Annotated in this window: 24 protein-coding genes; 21 read left to right on the top strand and 3 right to left on the bottom strand. The window is 40.8% G+C overall.

Going from position 1 to position 25,405, the window contains the following annotated elements; genetic code table 11:
- Position 1 precedes the first annotated feature (1 nt).
- The 10 genes from aroA (at position 2) to D1B33_RS00165 (ending at position 9,990) form a co-directional block, all read left to right on the top strand.
- Complete coding sequence (aroA, locus tag D1B33_RS00210) at positions 2-1,300, top strand: 3-phosphoshikimate 1-carboxyvinyltransferase (protein ID WP_118874322.1); 1,299 nt, start codon at positions 2-4, stop codon at positions 1,298-1,300.
- Between the two features lie 144 nt (positions 1,301-1,444).
- On the top strand, positions 1,445-2,680 hold the full coding sequence (locus tag D1B33_RS00205; protein WP_118875174.1) for a tetratricopeptide repeat protein: 1,236 nt from the start codon (positions 1,445-1,447) through the stop codon (positions 2,678-2,680).
- 16 nt (positions 2,681-2,696) lie between these two features.
- Positions 2,697-3,254: a ReoY family proteolytic degradation factor gene (locus D1B33_RS00200; RefSeq protein WP_118874321.1), complete on the top strand. Its 558-nt coding sequence runs from the start codon at positions 2,697-2,699 to the stop codon at positions 3,252-3,254.
- Between the two features lie 238 nt (positions 3,255-3,492).
- Positions 3,493-3,942, top strand: a complete 450-nt coding sequence (locus D1B33_RS00195) for a YpiF family protein (protein ID WP_118874320.1) — start codon at positions 3,493-3,495, stop codon at positions 3,940-3,942.
- A gap of 157 nt (positions 3,943-4,099) precedes the next feature.
- Positions 4,100-4,603 carry a QcrA and Rieske domain-containing protein gene (locus D1B33_RS00190; protein WP_118874319.1) on the top strand — a complete coding sequence of 168 codons (504 nt, stop codon included), beginning with the start codon at positions 4,100-4,102 and terminating at the stop codon, positions 4,601-4,603.
- Between the two features lie 20 nt (positions 4,604-4,623).
- The gene (gene qcrB, locus D1B33_RS00185; protein WP_118874318.1) at positions 4,624-5,298 is read left to right on the top strand and encodes a menaquinol-cytochrome c reductase cytochrome b subunit; all 675 of its coding nucleotides are present in this window, start codon (positions 4,624-4,626) and stop codon (positions 5,296-5,298) included.
- Positions 5,299-5,344: 46 nt separating this feature from the next.
- Positions 5,345-6,148, top strand: coding sequence for a menaquinol-cytochrome c reductase cytochrome b/c subunit (locus D1B33_RS00180; protein WP_118874317.1), 804 nt, complete (start codon positions 5,345-5,347; stop codon positions 6,146-6,148).
- Positions 6,149-6,307: 159 nt separating this feature from the next.
- A complete protein-coding gene (gene lhaT, locus D1B33_RS00175; RefSeq protein WP_118874316.1) occupies positions 6,308-6,910 on the top strand; it encodes a lipoprotein heptaprenylglyceryl N-acetyltransferase LhaT in 603 nt (200 codons plus the stop codon).
- Positions 6,911-6,969: 59 nt separating this feature from the next.
- Positions 6,970-7,644 carry a zinc metallopeptidase gene (locus D1B33_RS00170; RefSeq protein ID WP_118875173.1) on the top strand — a complete coding sequence of 225 codons (675 nt, stop codon included), beginning with the start codon at positions 6,970-6,972 and terminating at the stop codon, positions 7,642-7,644.
- Positions 7,645-7,794: 150 nt separating this feature from the next.
- A complete protein-coding gene (locus D1B33_RS00165) occupies positions 7,795-9,990 on the top strand; it encodes an outer membrane protein assembly factor BamB family protein (protein WP_118874315.1) in 2,196 nt (731 codons plus the stop codon).
- Positions 9,991-10,063: 73 nt separating this feature from the next.
- Here D1B33_RS00165 and D1B33_RS00160 read toward each other — a convergent pair whose 3' ends face one another.
- Both D1B33_RS00160 and D1B33_RS00155 read right to left on the bottom strand, forming a co-directional pair.
- Positions 10,064-10,357: an RNA polymerase alpha subunit C-terminal domain-containing protein gene (locus D1B33_RS00160; protein WP_118875172.1), complete on the bottom strand. Its 294-nt coding sequence runs from the start codon at positions 10,355-10,357 to the stop codon at positions 10,064-10,066.
- A 27-nt stretch (positions 10,358-10,384) separates the two neighbouring features.
- A complete protein-coding gene (locus D1B33_RS00155; protein WP_118874314.1) occupies positions 10,385-11,233 on the bottom strand; it encodes a YitT family protein in 849 nt (282 codons plus the stop codon).
- 411 nt (positions 11,234-11,644) lie between these two features.
- Between D1B33_RS00155 and dapB the strand changes: the two genes are divergently transcribed.
- The 8 genes from dapB to panD all read left to right on the top strand — a co-directional run bounded on the left by dapB (position 11,645) and on the right by panD (position 19,176).
- Positions 11,645-12,442, top strand: a complete 798-nt coding sequence (gene dapB / locus D1B33_RS00150; protein WP_118874313.1) for a 4-hydroxy-tetrahydrodipicolinate reductase — start codon at positions 11,645-11,647, stop codon at positions 12,440-12,442.
- Between the two features lie 15 nt (positions 12,443-12,457).
- A complete protein-coding gene (gene mgsA / locus D1B33_RS00145) occupies positions 12,458-12,862 on the top strand; it encodes a methylglyoxal synthase (protein ID WP_118874312.1) in 405 nt (134 codons plus the stop codon).
- Between the two features lie 165 nt (positions 12,863-13,027).
- Positions 13,028-14,164 carry an N-acetyl-alpha-D-glucosaminyl L-malate synthase BshA gene (gene bshA / locus D1B33_RS00140; RefSeq protein WP_118874311.1) on the top strand — a complete coding sequence of 379 codons (1,137 nt, stop codon included), beginning with the start codon at positions 13,028-13,030 and terminating at the stop codon, positions 14,162-14,164.
- Positions 14,161-15,345 carry a CCA tRNA nucleotidyltransferase gene (locus tag D1B33_RS00135; protein ID WP_118874310.1) on the top strand — a complete coding sequence of 395 codons (1,185 nt, stop codon included), beginning with the start codon at positions 14,161-14,163 and terminating at the stop codon, positions 15,343-15,345. The genes bshA and D1B33_RS00135 overlap by 4 nt, the downstream gene beginning before the upstream one ends.
- Complete coding sequence (locus D1B33_RS00130) at positions 15,323-16,306, top strand: biotin--[acetyl-CoA-carboxylase] ligase (protein WP_118874309.1); 984 nt, start codon at positions 15,323-15,325, stop codon at positions 16,304-16,306. Before D1B33_RS00135 ends, D1B33_RS00130 begins: the two co-directional genes overlap by 23 nt.
- 794 nt (positions 16,307-17,100) lie before the next feature.
- Entirely contained in the window at positions 17,101-17,937 is an 837-nt protein-coding gene (gene panB, locus D1B33_RS00125; protein WP_118875171.1) for a 3-methyl-2-oxobutanoate hydroxymethyltransferase, read from the top strand.
- On the top strand, positions 17,937-18,800 hold the full coding sequence (gene panC, locus D1B33_RS00120) for a pantoate--beta-alanine ligase (RefSeq protein ID WP_118874308.1): 864 nt from the start codon (positions 17,937-17,939) through the stop codon (positions 18,798-18,800). Before panB ends, panC begins: the two co-directional genes overlap by 1 nt.
- Complete coding sequence (gene panD / locus D1B33_RS00115) at positions 18,793-19,176, top strand: aspartate 1-decarboxylase (RefSeq protein WP_118874307.1); 384 nt, start codon at positions 18,793-18,795, stop codon at positions 19,174-19,176. Before panC ends, panD begins: the two co-directional genes overlap by 8 nt.
- Before the next feature lie 500 nt (positions 19,177-19,676).
- Here the strand turns inward: panD and D1B33_RS00110 are convergent, their stop codons facing one another.
- Positions 19,677-20,585: an SDR family oxidoreductase gene (locus D1B33_RS00110; RefSeq protein ID WP_118874306.1), complete on the bottom strand. Its 909-nt coding sequence runs from the start codon at positions 20,583-20,585 to the stop codon at positions 19,677-19,679.
- Positions 20,586-20,812: 227 nt separating this feature from the next.
- Between D1B33_RS00110 and dinG the strand changes: the two genes are divergently transcribed.
- From dinG to D1B33_RS00095, 3 genes are read left to right on the top strand one after another with little or no spacing between them, the layout of a single operon-like run.
- Positions 20,813-23,629, top strand: a complete 2,817-nt coding sequence (gene dinG / locus D1B33_RS00105) for an ATP-dependent DNA helicase DinG (protein ID WP_118874305.1) — start codon at positions 20,813-20,815, stop codon at positions 23,627-23,629.
- Positions 23,630-23,656: 27 nt separating this feature from the next.
- Positions 23,657-24,142 (top strand): cell wall elongation regulator TseB-like domain-containing protein, encoded by a 486-nt coding sequence (locus D1B33_RS00100; protein ID WP_118874304.1) that lies wholly within the window; start codon positions 23,657-23,659, stop codon positions 24,140-24,142.
- A 15-nt stretch (positions 24,143-24,157) separates the two neighbouring features.
- On the top strand, positions 24,158-25,351 hold the full coding sequence (locus D1B33_RS00095) for a pyridoxal phosphate-dependent aminotransferase (protein WP_118874303.1): 1,194 nt from the start codon (positions 24,158-24,160) through the stop codon (positions 25,349-25,351).
- The last annotated feature ends 54 nt before the right edge of the window (positions 25,352-25,405 follow it).

Here is a 25,405-nt window from a genome sequence, read left to right as displayed (position 1 = left end):
CATGTCTTCGGCAAAAAAATTAGATTACAAGAATACAAGTCTGAATGGAACCATTTTAGTTCCTGGGGACAAATCCATTTCTCATCGTTCTGTTATGTTTGGAGCCATTGCTCAAGGGAAAACGACAGTGGAAGGCTTTTTGCTGGGCGAAGATTGTTTAAGTACGATTGACTGTTTCCGCAAGCTTGGTGTAGAAATTAAAGTAGAAGGCACGAATGTAACGATTGAAAGTAAAGGAATCGACGAATGGGTAGAGCCAAAAGAGATTTTATATACTGGAAATTCAGGAACAACGACAAGACTTATGCTTGGCATTTTATCAGGGACTACCTTACATACCATTTTGACGGGCGATGCTTCAATTGGAAAACGCCCAATGCGTCGTGTTGCAGATCCGCTTCGTTTAATGGGAGCAAAAATAGCCGGCAGAGAAAATGGCCAGTATACGCCATTGGCAATTCAAGGGTCAAAGCTTCAAGCAATCGACTATACGATGCCAGTGGCGAGTGCCCAAGTTAAGTCAGCAATCTTGCTAGCTGGACTTCGTGCAGAAGGTACAACGGTCATTAGGGAAAAGGAAGTTTCCCGCGATCATACAGAACGGATGTTAAAGCAATTTGGCGCAACAATTGATGTTGAAGGTGGCGTTATATCATTCGAAGGTGGACAGCAGCTTCAAGCAACTCATGTAAATGTTCCGGGCGATATCTCATCCGCTGCCTTTTTCCTGGTTGCAGGCGCCATTGTTCCGAATAGCGACATCACCATGAAAAATGTAGGCGTTAATCCCACTCGTTCCGGCATTATCGAGGTGCTTGAGAAGATGGGGGCGAATTTATCGGTCGTCATTGAAGACGAAAATGCCGCTGAACCGACGGCAACGATTAATATTCGAACGTCCGATTTGAAGGCAGCAACAATTGAAGGCGATATTATTCCGCGGTTAATTGACGAAATCCCGGTTATTGCATTATTGGCAACACAAGCGGATGGAACAACGGTTATTCGCAATGCTGAAGAGTTAAAAGTAAAAGAAACAGATCGCATTACCGCTGTAGTAAATGAGCTCCAAAAACTTGGGGCCAATATTGAAGCAACAGATGATGGTATGATTATTCACGGACCGTCAAGACTTCACGGCGGAAATTTACAGTCATACGGCGACCACCGCATTGGCATGATGGCGGCGGTGGCAGCATTGATTGCTTCTTCGCCAATTGAAATCGATGATGCAGACTGCATTTCCGTATCTTATCCAACATTTTTTGAGCATGTAGAAGAACTTTTGAAAAATTCTTAAGCCATTAAGGTACAATTGAAAAGGACTGCCCTTTTTTTGGAAAGGGGCAGGTCCTTTTTCTTGTTTCTAATAAATAAGTGAAGTAGCATAGTATAAACTACATATAAAAAAAGGTGAATAAATTTGACAAACGCAGCGAATGAAATGATACAAGCAATACAAGATGGCGATTTACAAAGAATCGATGAATTACTGGAAAGTTTTTTGTTGAATGAACAGCCGGAAGTTCAATATGAAATGGCTGATTTATTGATGCAATATGGGTATTTGAATGAAGCGGCTCGTGTTTTCGAACATTTGCATTTCTTATATCCGGAAGAGGCCCAAATTGCCATTGATCGGGCATCTGTTTTAATTGAACTCGGGGAGGAAGATGAAGCTCTTGGATTATTAATGGAAATTGATAGGGATGCCCCTGAATACCCACAAAGTTTATTAGTGCTGGCGGATTATTATCAAATGCAGGGGTTATATGAAGTAGCGGAATTACGTATTAATGAAGCACTGGATTTATTGCCGAACGAACCATTGCTGCAATTTGCAAAAGCTGAATTATTATTTGAAACAGGCCGTTTTACGGAAGCTGTCCGAATCTATGAAGAACTCCATGCAAAAGAAAAGGAAATAGCAGGAGTCTTGCTAGCTTCCAGACTGGCGGAAGTCTATCGTGCAGGGGGCGGATACGAAACCGCATTGCATTATTATATGGAAGCATTGGAAGAAACGGTTACCCCTGATTTATTATTTGGTTCTGCTTATGCTGCCTTCCAGTCCGAACAATACGAATTAGCAACAAAACAATTGGAAGATTTAAAGGAGCTGGATCCTGATTATTTCAGCGGATATTTATTATTGGCAGAAAGTTATGCCATGATGGAGGATAATAAAAGGGCACTGAAAACAATCGAAGAAGGCATCCAACGCGATGAATACGAAAAATCATTTTACTTGTTTGCGGGGAAAATTGCCCTGAAAAATAATCTCCCGGTTGATGCTGTTCGCTATTTGCAGCAAGCCATTGCACTTGATCCGGAATATATGGAAGCGATTTTGGTGCTTATGTCGATTTTTGCAAATGAAGAGCGATATGAAGAAATCATTGAATTGTACGAAGAATTAATACGCAATGATTTTAACTGGAGTTCCCTAAATCCACTTGTTGCGGACGCTTATGCGAAAGAAGAACAATATGAACGCGCATACGAAATTTACAAATCTGCATATAATGATTTTAAAGACGAACCGTCGTTTTTGGGGAAATATTGTTATTTCTTGATAGAGGAAGGAAAAAGAGAAGAAGCGCGGGAAATTGTTCAGCGGTTAATTGCTTTAGAGCCTACAGAGCAGCAATGGTTAGATCTTCTTTATACTCTTGAATAAAAGGAGGGATAGCAAAATGACTTCTTCCATTCCGATATTAGATAAAAAAACTTTTGTCCGTTGGTTTCTCAAAAATTACCAATTGAAAAGAAGAGAATGTGTATGGATTTTAAATTATTTGTTGAGCAATGATAGTTTACTTGAAAATATTCATTTTGTAGAAGAAGCACATTATTGCCCACGAGCAATTGTTATGTCATCGGTTGATTCAACCGGAGTTCCATTTCGTTTTTACAAAGGCAACATCATGACAAGCGACGCAGAGAAGTCTTTTCACGATTTGCGTCTGCATCCAAATGAAAGTATGTATATTCAATTGAATTTCCCGAATGTCCCCCCCAGCCAGCAATATTTGGCCGTACTCGAGGAAAATCCATTCATGCCAAAATATCTTCATATTAGTGAAAAGGACCGTTTAATCGCTGAAGAAATGCTGAACAATAGTCTCTTGGCATTCCAGGAGGAAAAATTATTAAAAGAAATTGACGATGCGTTAGATAAAGGGGATAAGGAAAGATTTTATTCGCTATCCAACTTGCTTCAAACATTACAACAAACAACCAAAAACGTTTAACTTCATTCAGAGTTAAAATGGTGAAAGCGTTGCAACAGGTATAATTAAGCCATGGCGCAGTTGATTATATATGACAAAAGTTTTCAAGTCTCTTTCAGCCCAAGTGTGCTGAAGGAGACTTTTTTCTATTAAAATAAGAATATTCCTATATCTTTAAAGTTTATTAAGTAATAAAATAGTACTGTTGATTTTTTGGAAGGAAATAGAATAGCGAACAACAACAATGGAGGAGAGTTTTATGTTTTTTAATGTTAACGATGTACAACAATTTCAGCAGCAGAAGGATTTTATCGATACTGCGCTGGTTCCGCTGCTTTCACTTGATTTTAAAGAAGCAAAAATAAAACAAAGCAGTTCAGCGGCAGAATTCTTGATGTCTCTCACTGCATTTATAGAACAGCAATTTAAAGGTAGATTGATGCTTGTTCCTCCCTTTTCTTATACGGAGCAAACCAGAAATGGCGTGTCTGTGGAATTGTTGAAGAAAGAAATGGAAGATGCGGGCTTCAAACATGTGTTTTTTATTACATGCGACCATTATTGGACAAGTTTCCAGGAACAGCTGGATGTCATCTGGCTGCCATCAATCCCTTTGGAATCAATGGATACAGGAGTGAAGCAATCAATTTTGCAAAATCAATTGAATCAGGTTATACCAACATTCACTTCCAAATGGTTTCAAGTCTAGCAAATTCTTTCATCAAATGTTCACAAATTTGTCGAAATATTGGAAACCCAATATTGACCAATCTTTTCTATTGATATATCATTGAAATGTCCTAGTAATTTACTATTTGTAAAAGTATGTCCGTTGGACTGACCTTTTAGTTAGAGGGGGGAAAAGGATGAGTAACAATCGAGTTTCCAGACGTCAATTTCTTAACTACACTTTAACTGGTGTTGGTGGATTTATGGCGGCAGGCATGTTATTGCCGATGGTGCGTTTTGCAATTGATCCGGTTTTACAAACTAAAGCAGAGGGTGACTTTGTGCAAACTAGCCAAAAAGTTGCAGATCTTACAGAAGAACCCGTAAGAGTTGACTTTTCTTATGAACAAGTTGATGCGTGGTACAAGTCTGAAGTGACTGATACTGCATGGGTTTACAAACAGGGAGATCAAGTTATTGCACTTTCGCCGGTATGTAAACATTTAGGTTGTACAGTAAACTGGGCTGGTGATTCAGCTCACCCAGATCAATTCTTCTGTGCTTGTCATGGCGGCCGTTATGAAAAAACTGGTAAAAATATTCCAGGAACACCACCAACTGGTCCGCTAGATGAGTATGAAGTAGCTGAACAAGACGGCCTTGTAATGCTTGGGAAAAAAATCGCAAACACTTTAGTTTAATAGTTAGGGGGTAAACATCAGTGCTAAATAAAATTTATGATTGGGTCGATGAGCGACTAGATATCACTCCAATCTGGCGTGATATTGCCGACCACGAAGTGCCAGAGCACGTTAACCCTGCACATCATTTTTCAGCATTTGTATACTGTTTCGGCGGATTGACATTCTTTGTTACAGTAATTCAAATTTTATCGGGTATGTTCTTGACAATGTATTATGTACCGGACGTGGAAAATGCATGGAAATCAGTTTATTACTTACAAAACGAAGTTGCATTCGGTGAAATTGTACGAGGGATGCACCATTGGGGAGCTTCATTGGTAATCGTCATGATGTTCTTACATACGCTCCGTGTGTTCTTCACAGGTTCATACAAGAAACCTCGTGAGTTAAACTGGATTGTAGGGGTTTTAATCTTCTGTGTCATGTTAGGTCTAGGATTTACTGGATATTTATTGCCTTGGGATATGAAAGCGCTGTTCGCTACTAAAGTAGGGATCGAGATTGCCGCTTCTGTTCCATTTATTGGTGAACTTATCAAAATTTTACTTGCTGGGGATGCGACAATAATTGGTGCCCAAACGTTAACTCGTTTCTTTGCAATTCATGTATTCTTCTTACCTGCAGCATTATTCGCATTACTCGCAGCACACTTTATCATGATTCGTCGTCAAGGTATTTCCGGACCACTATGATTTAGAGCGTTTTATTGGTCCATGATTTCTTAAAGGAGGGGACTCTATGCATCGCGGAAAAGGAATGAAATTCGTAGGCGATTCCCGCATTAAAGCGAACAACCGTATGGTGAATATGCCTAAAGATTATTCCGAGTATCCAGGTAAAACGGAAGCTTTCTGGCCGGATTTCTTATTGAAAGAATGGATGGTTGGTGCCGTTTTCTTAATCGGATATTTATTATTGACTGTCGCACATCCTTCGCCACTTGAAGGTCCGGCAGATCCAACAAATGCTTCATATATTCCATTACCGGACTGGTACTTCTTATTCTTGTACCAATTATTAAAATACACATATGCATCCGGACCATACAATGTTATTGGTGCAATTATTGTTCCTGGTATTGCAATTGGTGCATTATTATTGGTGCCGTTCTTGGACAAGGGTCCGGAACGTCGTCCATCAAAACGTCCATTGCCTACTGCATTTATGTTATTGGCTCTTGCTTCCATGATTTACTTAACATGGGAATCCGTTGTAAACCATGACTGGGAAGCAGCGAAAGCACAAGGCGAAATTACGGATGAACATTTGGGGCTAGTGCCTGAAGTTGAATTGGATAAAGAAGCTGAAGGATACCTTATCTATTCGGGAGAGCAAGGCAAATCATGTATTGCTTGTCATGGTACCGAAATGGAAGGTGGAGGTGCAGCACCTCGTCTATTAGGTAACGAATTAACAGCTGAAGAAGTTGCAGAAGTGATCAAAAATGGCCGTGGGGCAATGCCATCCGGTCAATTTGCAGGAACTGATGAAGAACTTCAAGTTTTGGCTGAATTCATCGCTAGTTTGAAACCTGAAGAATAAGATTAATATTTTATTGCCAAGAGAGTCAGGAAACTGGCTCTCTTCTCTTTTATATTCTTTTCTTTCTAGTATGATTAGTTTAGTAAAGAAATACATAAAATATTCATGAAATATACATAAAATATCTAATTTCAAATGAAATAAAAGGGGATATAAAAGATGAATACTTTTTTTGCACAAATTTGGTTTCTTTTGCAGCATCGCTCTTTTTTGGTTTTGCTTTTTATTATTAATTTCCTGGGTACAATATATGGGTATATTTGGTATGAATCTCAATTATCAAGAACAGCTCCGCAGTTTTTGATTTTTGTACCTGACAGTCCCACAGCGAGTTTGTTTTTTTCCATTGCGGTACTGGGCTGGATATTCGGGAAACACTTCAAGCTGATGGAGGCATTGGCTCTAGTTACACTTGTTAAATACGGCGTTTGGGCAGTTGCCATGAACTTATTGACGTTGGCTGAAGCCGGTTCGATTGGCTGGTCAGGCTGGATGCTGATCGCTTCCCATGGTTTAATGGCAGTGGAAGCTATTTTATATATGGGTAAATACAAATTTGAGATGGTCCATCTTGTCATTGCGGCCATTTGGACATTGCATAATGATGTGATCGATTATATTTACGGCCAGATGCCAACCTATAGCGTCATCAATGAATATGCCAGCCATGTGGGCTATTTTACTTTTTGGCTTTCCATTGCATGCATTTCCATCGCTTATGTTGCTTATACTAAGCGCGAATATTTGCAAAAGCATTTTTAAATCATTAAAATTAGTATTATAGCAAATTATTAGAAAGGAAGATGGTATTGACAGCTGGAATGTATATTGTGTACTTTCTAATTATCTTAATTGTGCCGATTTATGCGCAGTTTAAAGTTAAAAGCACCTACCGTAAATTTTCACAAGTCTCGGCTTCGAAAGGGATGACAGGTGCTCAGGTTGCACGTATGATCCTGGATCACCATGGATTATTTGATGTGCGCGTCGTGCCAACACAAGGTGTGTTATCCGACCACTATAACCCGGCAACCAAAACGGTGGCTTTATCTGAAAGCAATTTCTATGAGTCATCAATTGCAGGGACAGCGGTAGCTGCACACGAAGTCGGACATGCAATTCAACATAAAGAAGCTTATTCATTTTTAACTTTGCGTTCAAAATTAGTGCCTGTTGCGAATATTTCATCAAATGCTTCTTGGATTTTCGTGATGATTGGTATTTTTGCTTCGAGTTCTGGAATGTTATTATTAGGAATTGTGTTGCTTGCAGCAGGTGTTTTATTCCAAATTGTTACGTTGCCAGTAGAGTTTGACGCATCCAAACGAGCAATGAATGAAGTCGTTTCACTGGGTATAATATCTAACAATGAAGAACGCAGTGCGAAAAAAGTATTAAGTGCAGCAGCCATGACTTATGTGGCAGCAGCAGCGGTAGCTGTTCTTGAATTGCTTCGTTTAATTTTAATTTATACAAACATGCGATCAGACGATTAAGGATTGCAACCCGTAAACCGGCCATTTTGGTCGGTTTTTTTTCTTTTCCCCAAAAGATAATATCTTATTCATGCAGTTAATAGAATGAGATATAAGCAGTTATGAAAGCGTAATCACGCTTGACATAAGAAAACTTTGGGGGGGAGAGAAATGCGCGTTAGTTTTTCCAAGATGGTATTGTTTGGTTTTCTTGCTTTCATCATGATTTGCGGATTGGCTTTTTATGCTGGTGTATTAACAAAACAAAGCTTGGAAGATTACAAGGAAGATGAAAAAAGTCCTCATCTAGTTGTTCGTGACACTGCTGAAGAAAAAACATCGGATAGTAAAAGTTCCAGTCAGCCTCATATTAAAGTGGATTATGCCAATGAAGAATGGACCACACACGGCGGTGATTATTTTAACAGACGTTTTTCGGAACTCGATCAAATAAACATAGAGACAATCAATCAATTAAAACCTGAGTGGGTAACGAGTTTAGGGTCAAGCTTGGATATGAAATTTTCAGGTGAAGCAACACCAGTCGTTGTGGATGGCGTCATGTACATTGCAACCGCGGAAAATGATGTGTTGGCGCTTGATGCAAAAACAGGAGAAAAGATTTGGGAATATCGCCCGCAAATTGAAGAAAAACTTGATACGGTCTGTTGTGGCTGGACGACAAGGGGAGTCACGGTAGGAGAAGGACTTGTCTTTGCCGGTCTTTTGGATGCTCGATTGGTAGCTTTGGACCAAAAAACGTGGGAAGTTGTGTGGGAAACGGAAGTTGCGAATTGGGAAGAAGGATATACGATTACAAGTACACCTCTATATTATAATGGAAAAGTTTATACGGGCGTTTCGGGTGGAGAATATGGAATTCGCGGTCGAATCATGGCGTATGATGCGGAGTACGGCCATGAAGTGTGGAGATGGTATACAATTCCTGCACCAGGAGAAGAAAACGGTGATACGTGGCCGGATGATGAGCATAAGAACTGGCTTCATGGAGGAGCGCCTGTTTGGAACACGCCGGCTGTTGACCCTGAACTTGGCTATATCTATTTTGTAACAGGAAATACATCTCCGGATCTTGATGGAAGCAAGCGTGAAGGAGACAATTTATACGCAAACTCCATTGTCGCATTAAATGCAGAAACAGGAGAATATATCTGGCATTTCCAACAAGTTCATCATGACATTTGGGATCTTGACCCTACAAACCCAGTCATTTTGTTTGATGTAGGGATTAACGGCGAAACAAGAAAAGCTTTGGGGGAAGCGGGTAAAACAGGCTGGATTTATTTCTTGGATCGAACAAATGGGGAACCGTTGATTGGAATTGAAGAAAAAGAAGTTCCTCAGCTCGCCGAACAAAAAACCTCACCAACTCAGCCGTTCCCTAAGGGAGATTCGTTTGTCCCTCAAGGGCTCACGGAAGAGGATGTTAAAAGAGACTTGGGAGAAGCATTTGAAGGTAAGTTTGGTTCGATTTTCACGCCTTTCTGGGATGAACCGATTACTTTGAAACCATCGGCATTCGGGGGAGCGAACTGGCCGCCTTCAGCTTATTCGCCTGAAACGGAATATTTCTATGTACTGGGGACAGATGCTTATGTTGCATTATCAAGACAGGATGAAGACGCTTATGAAGAGGGTGGTATGTGGATTGGCAGTATCTTTGTCCCAGTGAACGATGCACCAGTAAAGGGAACGATTACTGCCATGGATGTAAAAACAAACACCGTTGCATGGCAAGTTGTTTGGGATACAAACGCATACTCGGGAGTTCTTGCAACTGCCGGTGATTTAATCTTCGTTGGCCATAATGATGGGCGTTTAATTGCGTTCAACGCTAAAACTGGAGAAGAAGTATGGAGCTACAAAATGGATGCGGGGGCAAATGCACCATCTGTCACTTATGAAATCGATGGCGAACAATATTTATCCATTTTTGCTGCCGGGAACTCCCTCGCTGGTTCTGTTCACGGTGATAAAGTGTATACGTTTAAGTTGGATGGAAAGTGGAATGGGAAACCGCTTGATGCCTCAGAGGTCAGTAAAGGACAGCAAGCGGCAAAAGCAGAAAAGGGTGAGGATACAACTGGTAAAACAGCGGACACATATGATTTGGGCTTCTCCGTCTATGAAGGAAACTGTCTATCATGCCATGGCAATATGGGTGAAAATGGGCATAACGGACCTAACCTTCAGCTAAGTGAGTTTGCGGAGAGCTACGCTAACGTAATAGACCGAGTGAAAAATGGGGGAACTACGATGCCTGCATTTGAAGCCAATTTGTCCGAGGAAGAGATAGCGGCAGTGGCTAAAAATGTGAATGAAGTTCTTACAAAGGCGGACGAATAGAAAAAATTCCAGCGTAAGTATAAAAGGCAGCACAGAAAGTCAAAAGCTTTCTGTGCTGCCCAACTTTAAATGCTTATTGTCGAAAGGCTAGTCCGCTTGCGGAAAGAGCGGCTTTTAGCTTTGGAATAGAACTGGGACCGATTCCGTGCAAAGATAATATTTCTTTTTCGCTATAAGCCGAAAGTTGTTCTAAAGTAGTAATGTCTCGATGCAATAGTGCTCTGCGGGCAGGTGCAGATAACAAAGATAGAAAACCGTTGTCCGGCCGATTTGCCTTTTCGCATGTCGGGCAAGTATTACAATCGCTGCTTTTATAATATTGATGCCCATTCTTGCAGATTCTTGGCACTTTCTCCGAGCTGGCTATTTGTACCACTCCTTATTTTTTCGATGCTTACTCATCGATTCTGAATCCTTCGCCGGTAACATCCTTGACCTCAATAATCGAAACAAAAGCATTTGGATCAATGGAGCGAATAATGGATTTTAAACGAACAATTTCATTGCGGCCGACGATGCAATAAAGCACGTCTTTTGATTGCTTTGTGTAGTGACCGTATCCGTGGAACACTGTAATTCCTCGTTCCATCCTTTCCGAAATTACATTGGCGATCTCATTAGGATTGTTTGAAATGATTAGTGCCGCTTTCGCCGAATAAGCGCCCTCCTGCACCATATCAATTACCCTAGCCCCGATATACACGGCAACCAATGTATACATCATCGAACGAGCGTCCAGGAAAGTAAGCCAGGAAGCAACAATAACACAGAAGTCAAACATAAACATGGTTTTACCCATACTCCAGCCAAGCTTCTTATTTGCAATACGGGCAATAATATCTACGCCCCCAGTTGTCCCTCCACAGCGGAAGATGATTCCAAGACCCACACCGACAAAAACCCCAGCGAATAATGCGGCTAAAAATAAATCATCTTCAAGGTTTAAATTTACTTCATACACTTGGAAAATTCTTAAAAAGACGGAAACTGCCACAGTTCCAATGATGGTATAAATGAATTCCTTGCGTCCGAATTGTTTCCAGCCCAGAATAAACATCGGTATATTCAAGATTAAGTTCATGATAGCAGGATCCCAATGGAGCGTAAAATATAAAATTAACGTAATTCCACTAAAACCGCCTTCTCCAAGTTCATTTTGCATATTAAAATGAACAAAGCCAAAACTATAGATGGCAGCCCCGAGTAATATGCCGACTATATTTTTTAATTTTAACCCTTTCAATAAGAAAACCTCCAAACCTGAACAATCGATATCTCGATTTTTCTCCTAATATTGACGCTTTTCCCTAGATTAACTTGCAGTAAAACCCTCAGTTCAATATTATAAATATAGAAAACACCACTTCTTTAAGAATTGCGTGAAACCTAAGCATATGAGGGCAAGATAATATCATAGAAGCGGTAACTTAGGTATGATATAGTTAGCTTGCTTTCTGTAAAAACGGAAGAATATATCACTTCATTATGTTTTATTTTTCATCTTTTGACAACTTGCTCCGGGATTTTAAACGATTATTTAACAATTGGTACATAATAAGAGGAGTATCTTGTGATATGTAGTATGTTTTAAAACACGCAACATATCCAATGGTTAAACGCAATTTTGGCGATAGAGAGAAAGGACGAATAGAAAATGAAAATTAAAGTGGCAATTGCAGGCAGTAGAGGGAAAATGGGATCGGCAGCTGTAAGAACAGTTTATAACCATGATGGATTGGAACTTGTCGCTGCATTGGATTACAAGCAAGTAGGAGAGAGTTTGGCGGAGCTTGAAATGTTTCCTCCGAATTTCGATGCACCGATCTATACGGATTTAACTCAATTAATTACGGAAACAAAACCGGATGTATTGATCGACTTAACAAATCCAGAATCAGTATATGAGCATACAAAAGTTGCCATGTTACATAATGTACGTACAGTTGTTGGAACAACAGGATTCACAGATGAACAATTAGAAGAACTAACGAATTTGGCCAAAACCAATAAAGTCGGCTGTATCATTGCACCAAACTTCGCAATTGGGGCAGTTTTGATGATGAAATTTGCCCAAGAAGCGGCTAAATATTTACCGCACGTTGAAATCATTGAGCTGCATCATGACCGCAAATTGGATGCACCATCCGGCACGGCTAAAAAAACTGCGCAAATGATTGCGGAAGTACGGGAAGCCAGAAAACAAGGCCATGAATTTGAAAAGGAAACGATGCCTGGTGCAAGAGGCGCTGATTTTGAAGGCATGCGAATCCATTCTGTTCGATTGCCTGGTCTTGTTGCACACCAGGAAGTATTATTTGGCGGAGAAGGCCAGATGCTTACAATTCGCCATGATTCCTATAATCGTGAATCCTTTATGGATGGCGTGGTATATTGTGTTGAAAAAGTGATGAATTTGGAAGAATTGGTTTATGGGTTGGAAAATATTCTTTAAGAATGGAGTTTTATCATGAAAATTGCGCTGGTTGCTCATGATCGAAAAAAAGATAGTCTAGTTGAATTTGCGATTGCATATAAAGAGATATTACAAGAACATGACCTATATGCAACAGGAACAACTGGACAAAGAATACAAGATGAAGTTGGATTGAAAGTTACAAGGTTTCGGTCAGGACCATTAGGCGGCGATCAGCAAATTGGAGCGATGATTGCCAATAACGATATGGACATGGTCTTCTTTTTCCGGGATCCTTTAACTGCACAGCCGCATGAACCAGATGTAGCTGCGCTGGTAAGGCTCTGTGATGTATACCATATCCCGCTGGCTACAAATATGGGAACCGCCGAAATACTGCTGAAAGGTCTTCAAGAAGGGTTTGTTGATTGGAGATTAATTCAGGAAAGACGTAAATAGTGGTTTCAAAAAATAAATTTAGTCGTTAATTATCTAAATATAGAGAACTTCTGACGGATGCTTTTTTGCGTTTTAGCTAAAAACAAGCATACATGAATCTACACATATTTGATTAATTAATTCTAAAAATAATTAAATATCTTGGATAGAGAGGATGAACGTCGGATGAGAAAATTAAGAATTGGAATTACATGTTATCCAACAGTGGGTGGATCTGGGGTTTTGGCTACGGAACTGGGAAAAAAGCTTGCAGAAAGAGGGCATGAAATCCATTTTATAACGTCCAGTGTTCCATTTCGATTAAATAAGATTTATCCTAACGTATTTTTTCACGAAGTGGAGGTAAATAATTATTCCGTATTTCAATATCCCCCGTATGACATTGCTTTGGCCAGCAAGATGGCGGACGTGATCAAAGAAAAACAGCTCGATGTGATTCACGTCCATTATGCTATTCCCCATGCTGTGTGTGCGGTGTTGGCGCGTGAAATGTGCGGTGAAAATATCGGAATCGTAACCACATTGCATGGAACGGATATTTCAGTATTGGGGCAAGATTCTACGATGGCCCCAGCCATTAAATATGGAATTGAGAAATCGGACATTGTGACAGCTGTTTCCGATGCTTTAAAGCAGCAGACGTATGACTTGATCGGGACAACAAAAGAAATCGAAACAGTTTATAATTTTGTGGACGAATCCGTATTCAAACCGATCGATACAGGAAATCTCAAAGAGCAATTTGGCATACGGGAAGACGAGCGCGTTTTAATCCACGTTTCGAACTTCCGTAAAATTAAAAACCTGCCCGATGTGGTTCGCACCTTTTTCAAGGTTCGTGAAAAAATGCCGGCGAAATTGCTTCTTGTTGGTGATGGGCCTGAAAAACATCGAGTGCTGGACTCCATACAAACATCCCCCTTTAAAGACGATGTGCTATTTTTAGGAAAACAAGAAAATGTAGCCGAACTTTTTGGAATTAGTGATTTGAAACTATTATTGTCCGAAAATGAATCGTTCGGTCTGGTTTTGCTGGAAGCTCTTGCGTGCGGGGTACCGGGAATTGGTACGAACGTTGGGGGAATTCCGGAAGTCGTTTCCCATGGAGAAAATGGTTTTGTTGTTGAATTGGGAGATACTGATGCGGCCGCTCAATATGCAATTGAATTACTGCAGGATGAAGAAAAATTAATCCAATTCCGGCAAGCCGCCATTTCCACAGTGCAAACTAAATTTTTGGCAAAACCGATTATAGATCATTACGAACAATTATATGAACGATTGGTGGCACTGCGTGTATGAATGTGAACGAGGAATGGCGCGTTGCATTGCGCGTCATTGACAAAATAGAAAGAGCTGGTTTTGAAGCGGTGATTGTAGGTGGTGCTGTTCGAGACTTTCTTCTGGATCGGACAGTCAATGATGTGGATGTTGCAACGAGTGCATTGCCTTCCGAGGTAAAACAAATATTTTCAGCCACGGTCGATGTGGGCATTGAACATGGCACCATTCTAGTGCTCGATGAAGGAGAACCGATCGAAGTAACCACTTATCGAACGGAAGGTACATATACTGATTATCGCAGACCGGAAGAAGTAACTTTTGTTCGCAGCCTTGAACAAGATTTGGAAAGACGGGACTTTACCATCAATGCCATGGCCATAAAAAAAGATGGGACCATCATTGACTTGTTTGGCGGAAAACAGGATATTGAACAAAAAGTCATTCGTGCGGTAGGAAATGCCACTGTACGTTTTCGCGAGGATGCGCTTCGTATGTTAAGAGCGATTCGTTTCAGTGCGCAATTAGGCTTTTCGATTGAACAGAAAACCCTCGAGGCCATTAAGGTTGATAGCGATTTGATTGATTTTATCGCGAACGAACGAATAGCAATGGAAATGGCGAAAATGTGGAAAAGCGACTATGTTTATAATGGTCTAAGATTGCTGATCGATAGCAGGTTGGCGCGTTACCTAGTGGGGAATTTCCCGGAACAGATTAATCAGTGGAAACAATTTAAAACAGCAAAACCAGAGGTGGGATGGGCTTATTTATGTTTGCTTAACCGACAGGACTTTCAAAAGATTGCCGATTTTTATCATTTTTCCAGAAAGGAAAAAACGTTTATCCGTGACGTGTTGAATGCTTATGATGCATTGCAGTCAAAATGGACGGCAATGGATTATTTTTCAACAAATTTGGATGTTCTTGAGACTGCATATGATTTTGCAATCTGGCAAAACCTAGATGTTCCTTTCGCCAAAGAGTCCATCCAGAAAGTGAAAAACTCCTTGCCTATTCAATCGCGCGATCAGCTGGCGATTAACGGAAATGATTTAATCGCCTGGACATCGCGAAAGAAAGGACCATGGATTAAAGTGGCTCTTGACGCCGCAATCATCGCAGTATTGCATGGATATACAGAAAATAACGCAGAAAATTTGAAGGAATGGTTCTTAAATGACTTTATCAATGAAAGATAGAATATTAAAGCGTTTTCTTCAAGCTCCCGGAGAACCGATTTCAGGCCAGGCGCTGGCAGAAGAATTGGGCATCTCCCGCACTGCTGTATGGAAACACTTACAGACCTTGCAAGAAGAAGGATATACTTTTGAAACATTGAAGAAAAAAGGATATCTCTTAACTAATAAACTGGACAAAGTGGATGCAGCAAGTATTGCATCCTTTTTATCTACAAATCGTTTCGGACACACGATTCACTATTTGGAGGAGTGCGACTCCACACAAATCATTGCTCATGAGTTAGCTCAAAATGGCGCAATGGACGGCACAGTCGTTATTGCGGAAAGCCAGATAAGAGGAAAGGGACGTATGAGCCGCCCTTGGGAGTCCACAAAGGGAAAAGGAATATGGATGACGGTCATTATTAAGCCGGATGTTTTGCCGCACCAAGCACCTCAATTTACATTGGTGGCTGCCGTTGCCATCGTGAATGCCATCAAGTCTCAATGCAAAAATTTTACCCCGACAATCAAATGGCCGAACGATATTTTGATTAATGGACGAAAATGTACGGGCATCTTGACTGAAATGATAGCAGAAGTCGATCGAGTGCAGGCGCTGCTGATTGGAATTGGGATTAATGTGAATCAACAACGCAAAGATTTCCCGGAAGAACTTCATTCCATTGCAACGTCATTAAGTATAGAAGAGGAAGGCCAACTAAATCGTGCAGAACTGGTAGCGGAAATTCTAAACAATTTAGAGCACTATTGCGATCAATATGTTTCGGAAGGTTTCAGTCCTATCAAGAAATTATGGGAAGAAGCTTCAGGAACGATTGGCAAAAGTATAAAAGCTACTACGTTAACGGAAGTGATCGAAGGAAAAGCAATCGGCATCACGGAAGGCGGCGTATTGGAAATCCAACTAGGCAATGGCGATATCAAGCAGATTTACTCTGCAGATATTGAATTGAAATAACCAAAATAATCTTCTCACCCATATACAATTAAATAACTATTTTGATAGGAGACTTCTTTTCGTAGGTGAAAAGAAGTCTTTTTGCTTTTGGTTATATAGTCACGAAAAATGGCATATAGATTATTTAGCGAGGTAATTTTTTCCAAATGAAACCTTTTCTGTTTAAGGTTGCAAAGTTTTAAATAAAATATTACAAGAGGAGACTAAGCCCTGTGAAAGTAGTGAAATCATTTGTTTGTCGTATGCTTGGCTATCATAAGTACAGTTATTTTACAGATTGTTGTGTGCGGTGCGGAAAAGTGCGGTCATCCTCCAATCCATCCACTCCTGCCCAAACAGAAAAAGAGATGACAATCCAAAAGTAATATGATTGATTCTATGAAAAAAGCTGAAAGTTCTTAAAAAATATTTTCTTTTAAAATTTATATGTACGTTTTCTTCCAAAATTGTTATAGTAGCGGTATGGACAGTATCATTACTGAACTGTACCTTTCTACAATGCTACTAAAAAAGATCTGCCTTGATCGTATATGACAGGGACGGAAGAAAACAAAATGCGCAATCTACTTTAATCAGCAAAAAGCTTGTGACGAAAGCATTAGCGTAGTCACAATTGCTTGATGCCTGAAAGCTTGCAACATGTACAAAGCTAGGATGAAAGCTTTTGTCAGTCGCAAATACACCTATGCGCATTCTATGTGATTCGTTAAACGCAATCCTTCTGTCTATTTTTAGATAGGAGGATTTTTATCGTTTTTCGATTGTTTTCTTCTTAATAAAAGGAGGAGAAAATGGTGAAAAGTACGAGTGATTTTTTAAAAATGAAAAACCAAGGCGAAAAAATAGCCATGATTACTGCGTATGATTATCCAGCTGCAAAATTTTCCGAACAAGCCGGTGTGGATATGATTTTAGTCGGTGATTCGCTGGGCATGGTCGTTCTTGGCTATGATTCTACTTTACCGGTGACGGTAGACGATATGATTCATCATGCAAAAGCGGTACGGCGCGGGGCAAAGGAAACGTTTATGGTGGTTGATATGCCTTTTGGCTCTTACCATGGTGATTTGAATGATACGTTGAAGACTGCTGTAAAGATGATGCAGGAGACGGGAGCCGATGCGTTAAAGCTTGAAGGTGCCGGAGATGTTGCAAAAGCCATTGAAAAATTAACCAATACGGGAATTCCGGTGGTTGCCCACTTAGGTCTCCAACCACAGTTGGCAAACGTTTTGGGTGGATATAAAGTGCAAGGCAAAACAGCAGAACAAGCAATGCGGTTAATTAAGGAAGCCAAAGAATGTGAAGAAGCGGGGGCTTGTGCAGTGGTACTTGAATGCATTCCGCACCAGCTAACGGAAGCCGTTACGAAAGAATTGGCCATTCCGACAATTGGAATCGGAGCAGGCCCTTCTGCAGATGGGCAAGTTCTTGTTTTTCATGATTTATTGACCTTTGGCGGGCACCATATTCCTAAGTTTGTAGAAAGTTTTGCCTTTGTCGGTGAAGAAATTGAACGCGGCATCAGCAACTATACAGCAGCAGTAAAAGACAATTCGTTTCCAACATTAAAACATAGTTTCACGATGAAGGACGAAGAATTAACCAGGGTTTATGGAGGCGTAAAATAATGAGGGTTATCGAAACCATTGCCGAATTAAAATCGATCGTCAAAGAAGAAAAAGCAGCTGGAAAGTCCATTGGTTTCGTGCCAACGATGGGCTATCTGCATGAAGGGCATTTAACTTTAGCTAATGCGGCCCGCAAGGAAAATGAATTGGTCGTGATGAGTATATTCGTTAATCCTACACAATTCGGGCCAAATGAAGATTTTGACTCCTACCCTAGAGATTTGGAGAGAGATACACGTCTTGCCGAGTCCGTTGGTGTAGATTTCATTTTTGCGCCGTCCGTTAAGGAAATGTATCCATCGAACGGCGGCATCAAGATTGTAGCTGGACGACAATCAGAGATTTTGTGCGGCGCGTCCAGACCTGGACATTTTGATGGCGTCCTGCAAGTAGTGGCAAAGCTTTTCCATTTGGTTGAACCAGACCGGGCTTACTTTGGCCAAAAGGATGCACAGCAAGTAGCGCTGATACAGACGCTTGTAAGAGACTTTAATTTTCCCCTGGAGGTCCGGACAGTGCCGATTGTTCGGGAAGAAGACGGGTTGGCCAAATCTTCCCGCAATGTTTACTTAAGTGAACAAGAACGCGCGAATGCACCTGCCATATTTGAAGCATTGCTTTTAGCAAAAGAAGAGTTTTTGAGCAAAGGTGATGTGAAAGGCGCAGTTGAAATCGCTTCAGCGCATATTTTGTCCAAGACGGACGGGAACATTGATTATTTGGAAATCTACTCTTATCCGGATTTGCAGGCGGTGACTGAGGAAACGGAGCATTTTCTGCTGGCCGCTGCAGTCTATATTGGAAAAACGAGATTAATTGATAATATTATCTTTTCTTTAAAAGGAGAAACAGCCAATGTTTAGAATGATGATGAATAGCAAAATCCATCGTGCACAAGTAACACAAGCAGATTTAAATTATGTTGGGTCCATCACGATTGATGAAGATTTGCTGGATGCTGTGGGAATGCTGCCAAATGAAAAAGTGCATGTGGTCAACAATAATAACGGTGCCCGCTTTGAAACGTATATCATTGCCGGAGAGCGCGGGAGCGGGGTTATCTGTGTAAATGGCGCGGCAGCGCGTCTTGTCCAAAAGGGAGATATCGTGATCGTCATCTCCTATGTGTATGTATCCAACGAAGAAGCAAAAGATCATAAGCCAACAGTAGCCATCATGGGCGAACAAAACAGGGTAAAAGAGCTGATTTCGTACGAACCCGAAGCTACGGTTCTATAAGAAAAGCGCAAGCGCCCTGCTTAGCCCCGCGTCGACGAAAGCGCAACGTCCTGTTGCATCGTCGACATGACTCACATCGTATGAGCCTCAAGCGCTGGAGGGCCCGAATCGAAAGTGTCTTTCCAGCTTTCGACCGAGGACAGACCGCGCCTCGAGGGGCTGGGCGCTGGAGCTAGACACTGTTCAAATTCCAAAACACTATTGCTATTATGAAATATTTTTGTTATAATAATTTTCGGTGCCAAACCAAGTAAAGTTTATACTTTACAACCAAAGTACTCATTACGACACGGATTTGTCGGAGTACTTTGTTTTTGTGAGCAGGGAGATGAGCCCCTGCTCTTTTATTTTGCCTTTTTTTAGTACAATCTTTGCTTTGCATTTACATATCGCTTTCGCGAAAAAAACATCTGCAGCAAAAGCATTTTGCGACGAGTAATCGCAGGAGCAGGACGTTGGGTTTTCGTCGACGCGGAGCTGAACGATTCGCCTCGTCTTTTTTATGAATAGCGTATTTTCCCACCGTTTACATGTAGAACTTGTCCTGTTACGTACAGCGACTCGTTTGTTGCAAGATATACAAATGGAGGTGCAATTTCAAAGGGTTGCGCGGCACGTCCCATCGGAATGTCTGTACCAAGTGTAGAAACATGTTCTGCCGAATAGGTACTCACAGTAAGTGGTGTCCATGCCGGACCCGGAGCAACAGCATTGACGCGTATTCCTTTGTCTGCAAGTGATAATGCCATGGAACGTGTGAAGGAAACGACAGCACCTTTTGTTGCGGAATAGTCGATGACGTTTTTATCTCCTTCATAGGCAACTCTTGAAGTGGTATTAATGATTGAACCCCCTTGTTTCAGGTAGGGAAGAGAAGCTTTTGTCATGTAGAAAAGCGGAAAAACGTTTGTTCGAAACGTGTCCTCAAGCTGCTCATTGGATATGTCCAGAATATCTTTTGTGAATGGCTGGACCGAGGCATTATTTACCACAATATCCAAACGGCCATAATTTTTAATTGTTTGAGCCACAGCAAATTCAGAAACTGTTGGGTTCCGCAAGTCCCCCTCTATAAGTAAACAATTAACATCAAATTGCTCTACATATTGCTTTGTCTCTTTTGCATCCTGGTCCTCATTTAGATAAACAATTGTCAAATCGGCACCTTCTTTGGCGTAAGCAACTGCCACTGCACGTCCAATTCCACTATCTCCACCAGTGATGAGTGCCGCTTTTCCTTTTAATTTTTCACTGCCTTTAAATCCTTCATAATCAAATATCGGCCTTGGATCCATTGCCCATTCGAATCCCGGTGTCTGTTGTTGATGCTGTGGCGGAAAAGCAATCGGCTGCTCCACAACTTTTTTCTTAACGTCAAGATAAGGGTAAACTGGATAGTCCTTCACCATATGAATGTATCTCTCCTTCATTAATTTATATCTCAATCAATAATTCCTTCTAAATTGTTTCAATGCTAATATTGTATCGTTTAGCCATTGTCTAAAGTATCTTCCCTAATTTCCATGGTCCTAACATGACCTAGCTCTCATTTATATGATAAAATTCGCTTATCTAAATGGACTTAAATTAAGTTAACGTCCTTGTGAAATATCTTTAAAATTGTGAGTTGAGAAATATGATGGAAAGTAGAGAATATGCAATTGTTGATATTGAAACGACCGGTCATTCTCAAGCAAATGGAGATCGCATGATTCAAATCGCAATTGTCCTCATGAAAGATTGGTGTATTACAAAGACTTTTACATCATTCATTCAACCGGGGAAACCAATCCCGCTCTTTATTCAAGATTTGACGAATATTACAGATGCCGATGTTCAGGATGCTCTTCCATTTGAGGATTACGCTGAAACTATCTATGAACTTTTGCAGGATGCAATTTTTGTAGCGCATAATACGGATTTTGATCTATCGTTCTTGCAGGGGGAATTCAAGCGTGTGGGTATGCCTGTTTGGAAAGGGAAAAAAATAGATACCGTGGAATTAGCAAAAATTCTATTTCCATCTGCCTTGAGTTATAAACTGGGCGATTTGGCTGCGGAATTGAATATCCCTCTGGATAATGCCCATCGTGCAGATGATGATGCACTGGCCTGTGCACTGCTGTTGAAAAGGTGCTGGGAAGAACTGCTGAAGCTTCCGCTTGAAACATTGGAAATCATGCATAAGAAATCTTTCCGTCTTAAAACAAATATAGCGCATTTATTATTTGATGCATTGCAAATCAAACGAAATTCCGTTTCCAACGATCAATCCGTCGTTTATTATAACAAATTAGCTTTAAAGAAGAGTCACGCATCAAAAAGAACCGTGCAGGATCAGATCGCTTATCCTGTTGCGAGTTCCGATAAAATAGCAATGTTTAAAAAAGCGATTCCTGGCTTTGAAGAACGTCCCAAACAGTTTGAAATGATGGATACCATTTGGGAGCATCTAAACCAAAAAACGGAAGTACTGATCGAAGCGTCTACGGGAATTGGAAAAACAATCGGCTATTTAACGCCTTCCATCATTTATGCAAAACAAAAAAATCGCAAAGTTTGTATCAGTACGTACACTACTCATTTACTGGAACAGCTTTTGCTGAACGAAATTCCAAAAGTAGAGGAAATGATTGGCCGTCCGATCAAGGTTGCCTTGCTAAAAGGAAAGAAAAATTATATTGATGTGGTGCTTTTTGAACAAATCTTAAAAAATCAGGAATTATCTTACGATGAAACGTTAATTGTCCTTCAGGTACTTGTCTGGTTATCCAAAACGGAAACGGGAGATTTGTCCGAGCTTAATAGTTCGGGCGGAGGACAATTGTTTATTGATAAAATCCGAAAAAATGGGGAGTACACTGGAGAAAACCATCCGTTTGATTTTTATGATAAGGCGATAAGAGAGAGCGAAGAAGCTGATTTGATCATAACAAATCACTCCATGCTTCTTGCCGACCTTGCACGACATGAACCCATCTTTGAAAAAATCGATGGCTTGATTATTGATGAAGCGCATCAGTTCATTCAGGCTGCGGTCCAGCAGAATCAGGCAGTTTTTACCTTTACCAATTGGAAATATATTTTTGGCCGAATCGGAATGGCGAGCGATGAGGAACTATTTGCGACTTTTCAAAAAATTGCTTTAAAAAAACACCGGGTTCCCTTATCCTACTTCCATCAATTGGAGAAAATCTTTAATCAATTAACTGGTCTGTTTGATCAAACCATGCAAATGATCGTTCAACAAATGAAGCAAATTTCAGCCCAATCCAAAGCCAATTCAAAACGGACAGTTTTTCTTCAGGAAATCGCATTAAACCATGATCTGATCGTTGACTTCTCTAAAGCCATGCAAAACTGGATCGACCTAGCGGAACAAATGTCCTCCCAGTTTAAAAAAGATATCGAACAAATTGCGCCACAACATCTTTTAATCGTGGAACAATGGGACTATTGGATTCGGCAATTTAAGGTGAAAGTGAATGAATGGGATGAAATCTTCTTGAATGTTCGCGAAGATTATACAACCTGGGTCGAAATCGACGTAAGAAACGTGCCAGGCAGCATTCGAATTTTAAAGAAACCGATTCGAATAAAGACTGCTATCGAGCAACTTCTCCAACCTTTCCGAGAACAAGCAGCCGTAATCTGGACTTCAGGCACATTGTCTGTACCAAATAATGAACGTTTTGTTGCCAATCAACTGGGCATCCCAGCGCAGGTGCCGATGGAAATGCTTCAGGCGCCAAAAGAGTATTATCAAGGAGCGAAAGCATTTATCGTCAATGATATGCCGGATATCCAAGGGGTCTCCCAAACGGATTATGTGGAGTCCGTTGCATTGGCCATCACGCAAGTTGTAAGAGCGACAAAAGGACGATGTTTTGTCTTATTTACTTCTCAGGAAATGCTAAGAAAGACAGTTGAGTTAATACAGGAAAGCGAGCTCCTTTTCGACTATATGCTTTTTGCCCAAGGCATTACAAACGGAAGCCGAATGCGTTTGTTAAAATCCTTCCAAAAATTCAGCCAGTCAGTATTATTTGGAACAAATAGCTTTTGGGAGGGTGTAGATGTACCGGGAGAAGGTTTATCAACGGTTGTGGTCGTTCGTCTGCCATTTTCGGCACCCGAGGAACCAACGTTTAAAGCCAAGTCTGCACTTTTGCAGCAACAGGGAATAAATGCCTTTACGGAACTGTCACTGCCCGAGGCGATCTTGCGCTTTAAACAGGGCTTTGGCCGCCTGATCCGCTCCTCCCAAGACAAGGGAGTATTTGTGGTATTGGATCGGCGAATTGAAACAAAATCATATGGAGTGGAGTTTTTAAGGGCTTTACCGCAAATTTCGGTTCATAAACTACCATTACAAGATATGGTGTTGGAGATTGAACATTGGTATAATAGCAAGGAAGAGGAAAGAAAGCAGGTAGACGAAAATGAGAAATAAATCAGCAACACAGATGAAGGTGATTCGATGAAAAACTGGATAATTTTCATTTCCGTCTTTTTTGTATCATTGGCACTTGTTATTTCTGTACTCGTAATTTGGAAATCCGACGAACCATTCGATGACATCGAAAAGCAAGCGGAAGAACTTGCTCTTTCAACAAAGTCTTTGGCGGTAGTATCGGACTCTTATGTTTATAATGGTAATAAACCGTACGTTACAGTGTTCGGGGAAGACGAGGAAGGTAACGAAAAAGCAATATTTGTTCCAATCAGTCTAGAAGAGAATTCGATTCAGGAAGTGTTTTTGCAGGACGGTATTACTAAAGAGCAAGCTTTGTCGGTTTTAAATAATGAAAATGTAGAAGTGAAAGAAATTCTTCACACGAAATTGGGATATGAAGAAGTTGGCGCTGTATGGGAAATTACCTATACAAACAAGGCGGAAAAACTGAATTATGTCTATATTATTTTTGAAGACGGGCAATGGTGGAAACGTATTTTGAACTTGTAGAGGAGTAGATTTTTTATGAAAGATTTATTAGCTAACCGTGTAAAAACTTTAACGCCATCAGCAACTTTGGCCATTACAGCAAAAGCGAAAGAGCTGAAAGCACAAGGAATCGATGTGATCGGCTTGGGAGCGGGAGAGCCTGACTTCAATACACCGAAAAACATTCTGGATGCCGCAGCAGAATCGATGTACGCTGGCCATACGAAATATACTCCTTCAGGCGGGCTTCCAGCTTTGAAACAAGCGATCATTGATAAATTAGCACGCGACAACAACCTTGAATACAAACAAAACGAAATTATTGTCGGCATCGGGGCTAAACATGTTCTTTACACTTTATTCCAAGTTATTTTAAATGAGGGAGACGAAGTAATCATCCCGATTCCTTATTGGGTTTCATATCCTGAACAGGTGAAACTGGCTGGCGGCGTTCCGGTATACGTGGAAAGCACAAGCAAACAAAACTTTAAAATCACTGCAGCACAATTGCGTGATGCTGCAACGGAAAAAACAAAAGCCGTAATCATCAACTCGCCAAGCAACCCATCCGGCATGGTTTATACGCGCGAAGAATTAGCCGAGTTGGCACAAGTGGCGGTTGAAAAAGATCTATTAATCGTTTCGGATGAAATTTATGAAAAACTTCTATACAATGGTTTAGAGCATTTTTCTATTGCCGAGCTTTCGGAAGAAGTAAAAAAACGTACAATTGTCGTTAATGGAGTTGCTAAATCACATTCCATGACAGGATGGCGGATTGGGTACGCTGCTGGGGACGCAGACATTATCAAACCGATGACAGATCTTGCATCGCACTCTACTTCCAACCCAACAACTACATCTCAATATGCTACAATTGAAGCTTACAACGGTCCGCAAGATTCCGTGGAAGAAATGAGAAAAGCATTTGAAGGACGCTTGGAAACAATTTATCCAAAATTAAATGCCATTCCCGGTTTCCACGTGATTAAGCCACAAGGGGCATTTTATTTATTGCCGGATGTAGCGGAAGCTGCGCGTAAAACAGGTTATGGGTCGGTAGATGATTTTGCAACAGCGCTCTTAACGGAGGCAAATGTTGCAGTTGTGCCAGGCTCCGGTTTCGGGGTACCTTCTACTGTTCGTTTAAGCTATGCGACTTCCCTGGAATTATTGGAAGAAGCGGTTCGTCGCATGGATAACTTTGTAAAATCAAAATGGCAAGACTAATTATTAATTATTCGTTTACCTTTTTATGATATCGATTGTAGGCATGGCAGAGAC

It is taken from the genome of Ureibacillus yapensis (assembly GCF_003515775.1).
GTDB lineage: Bacteria > Bacillota > Bacilli > Bacillales_A > Planococcaceae > Ureibacillus > Ureibacillus yapensis.
This window is presented reverse-complemented; position numbering and strand designations above follow the sequence as displayed.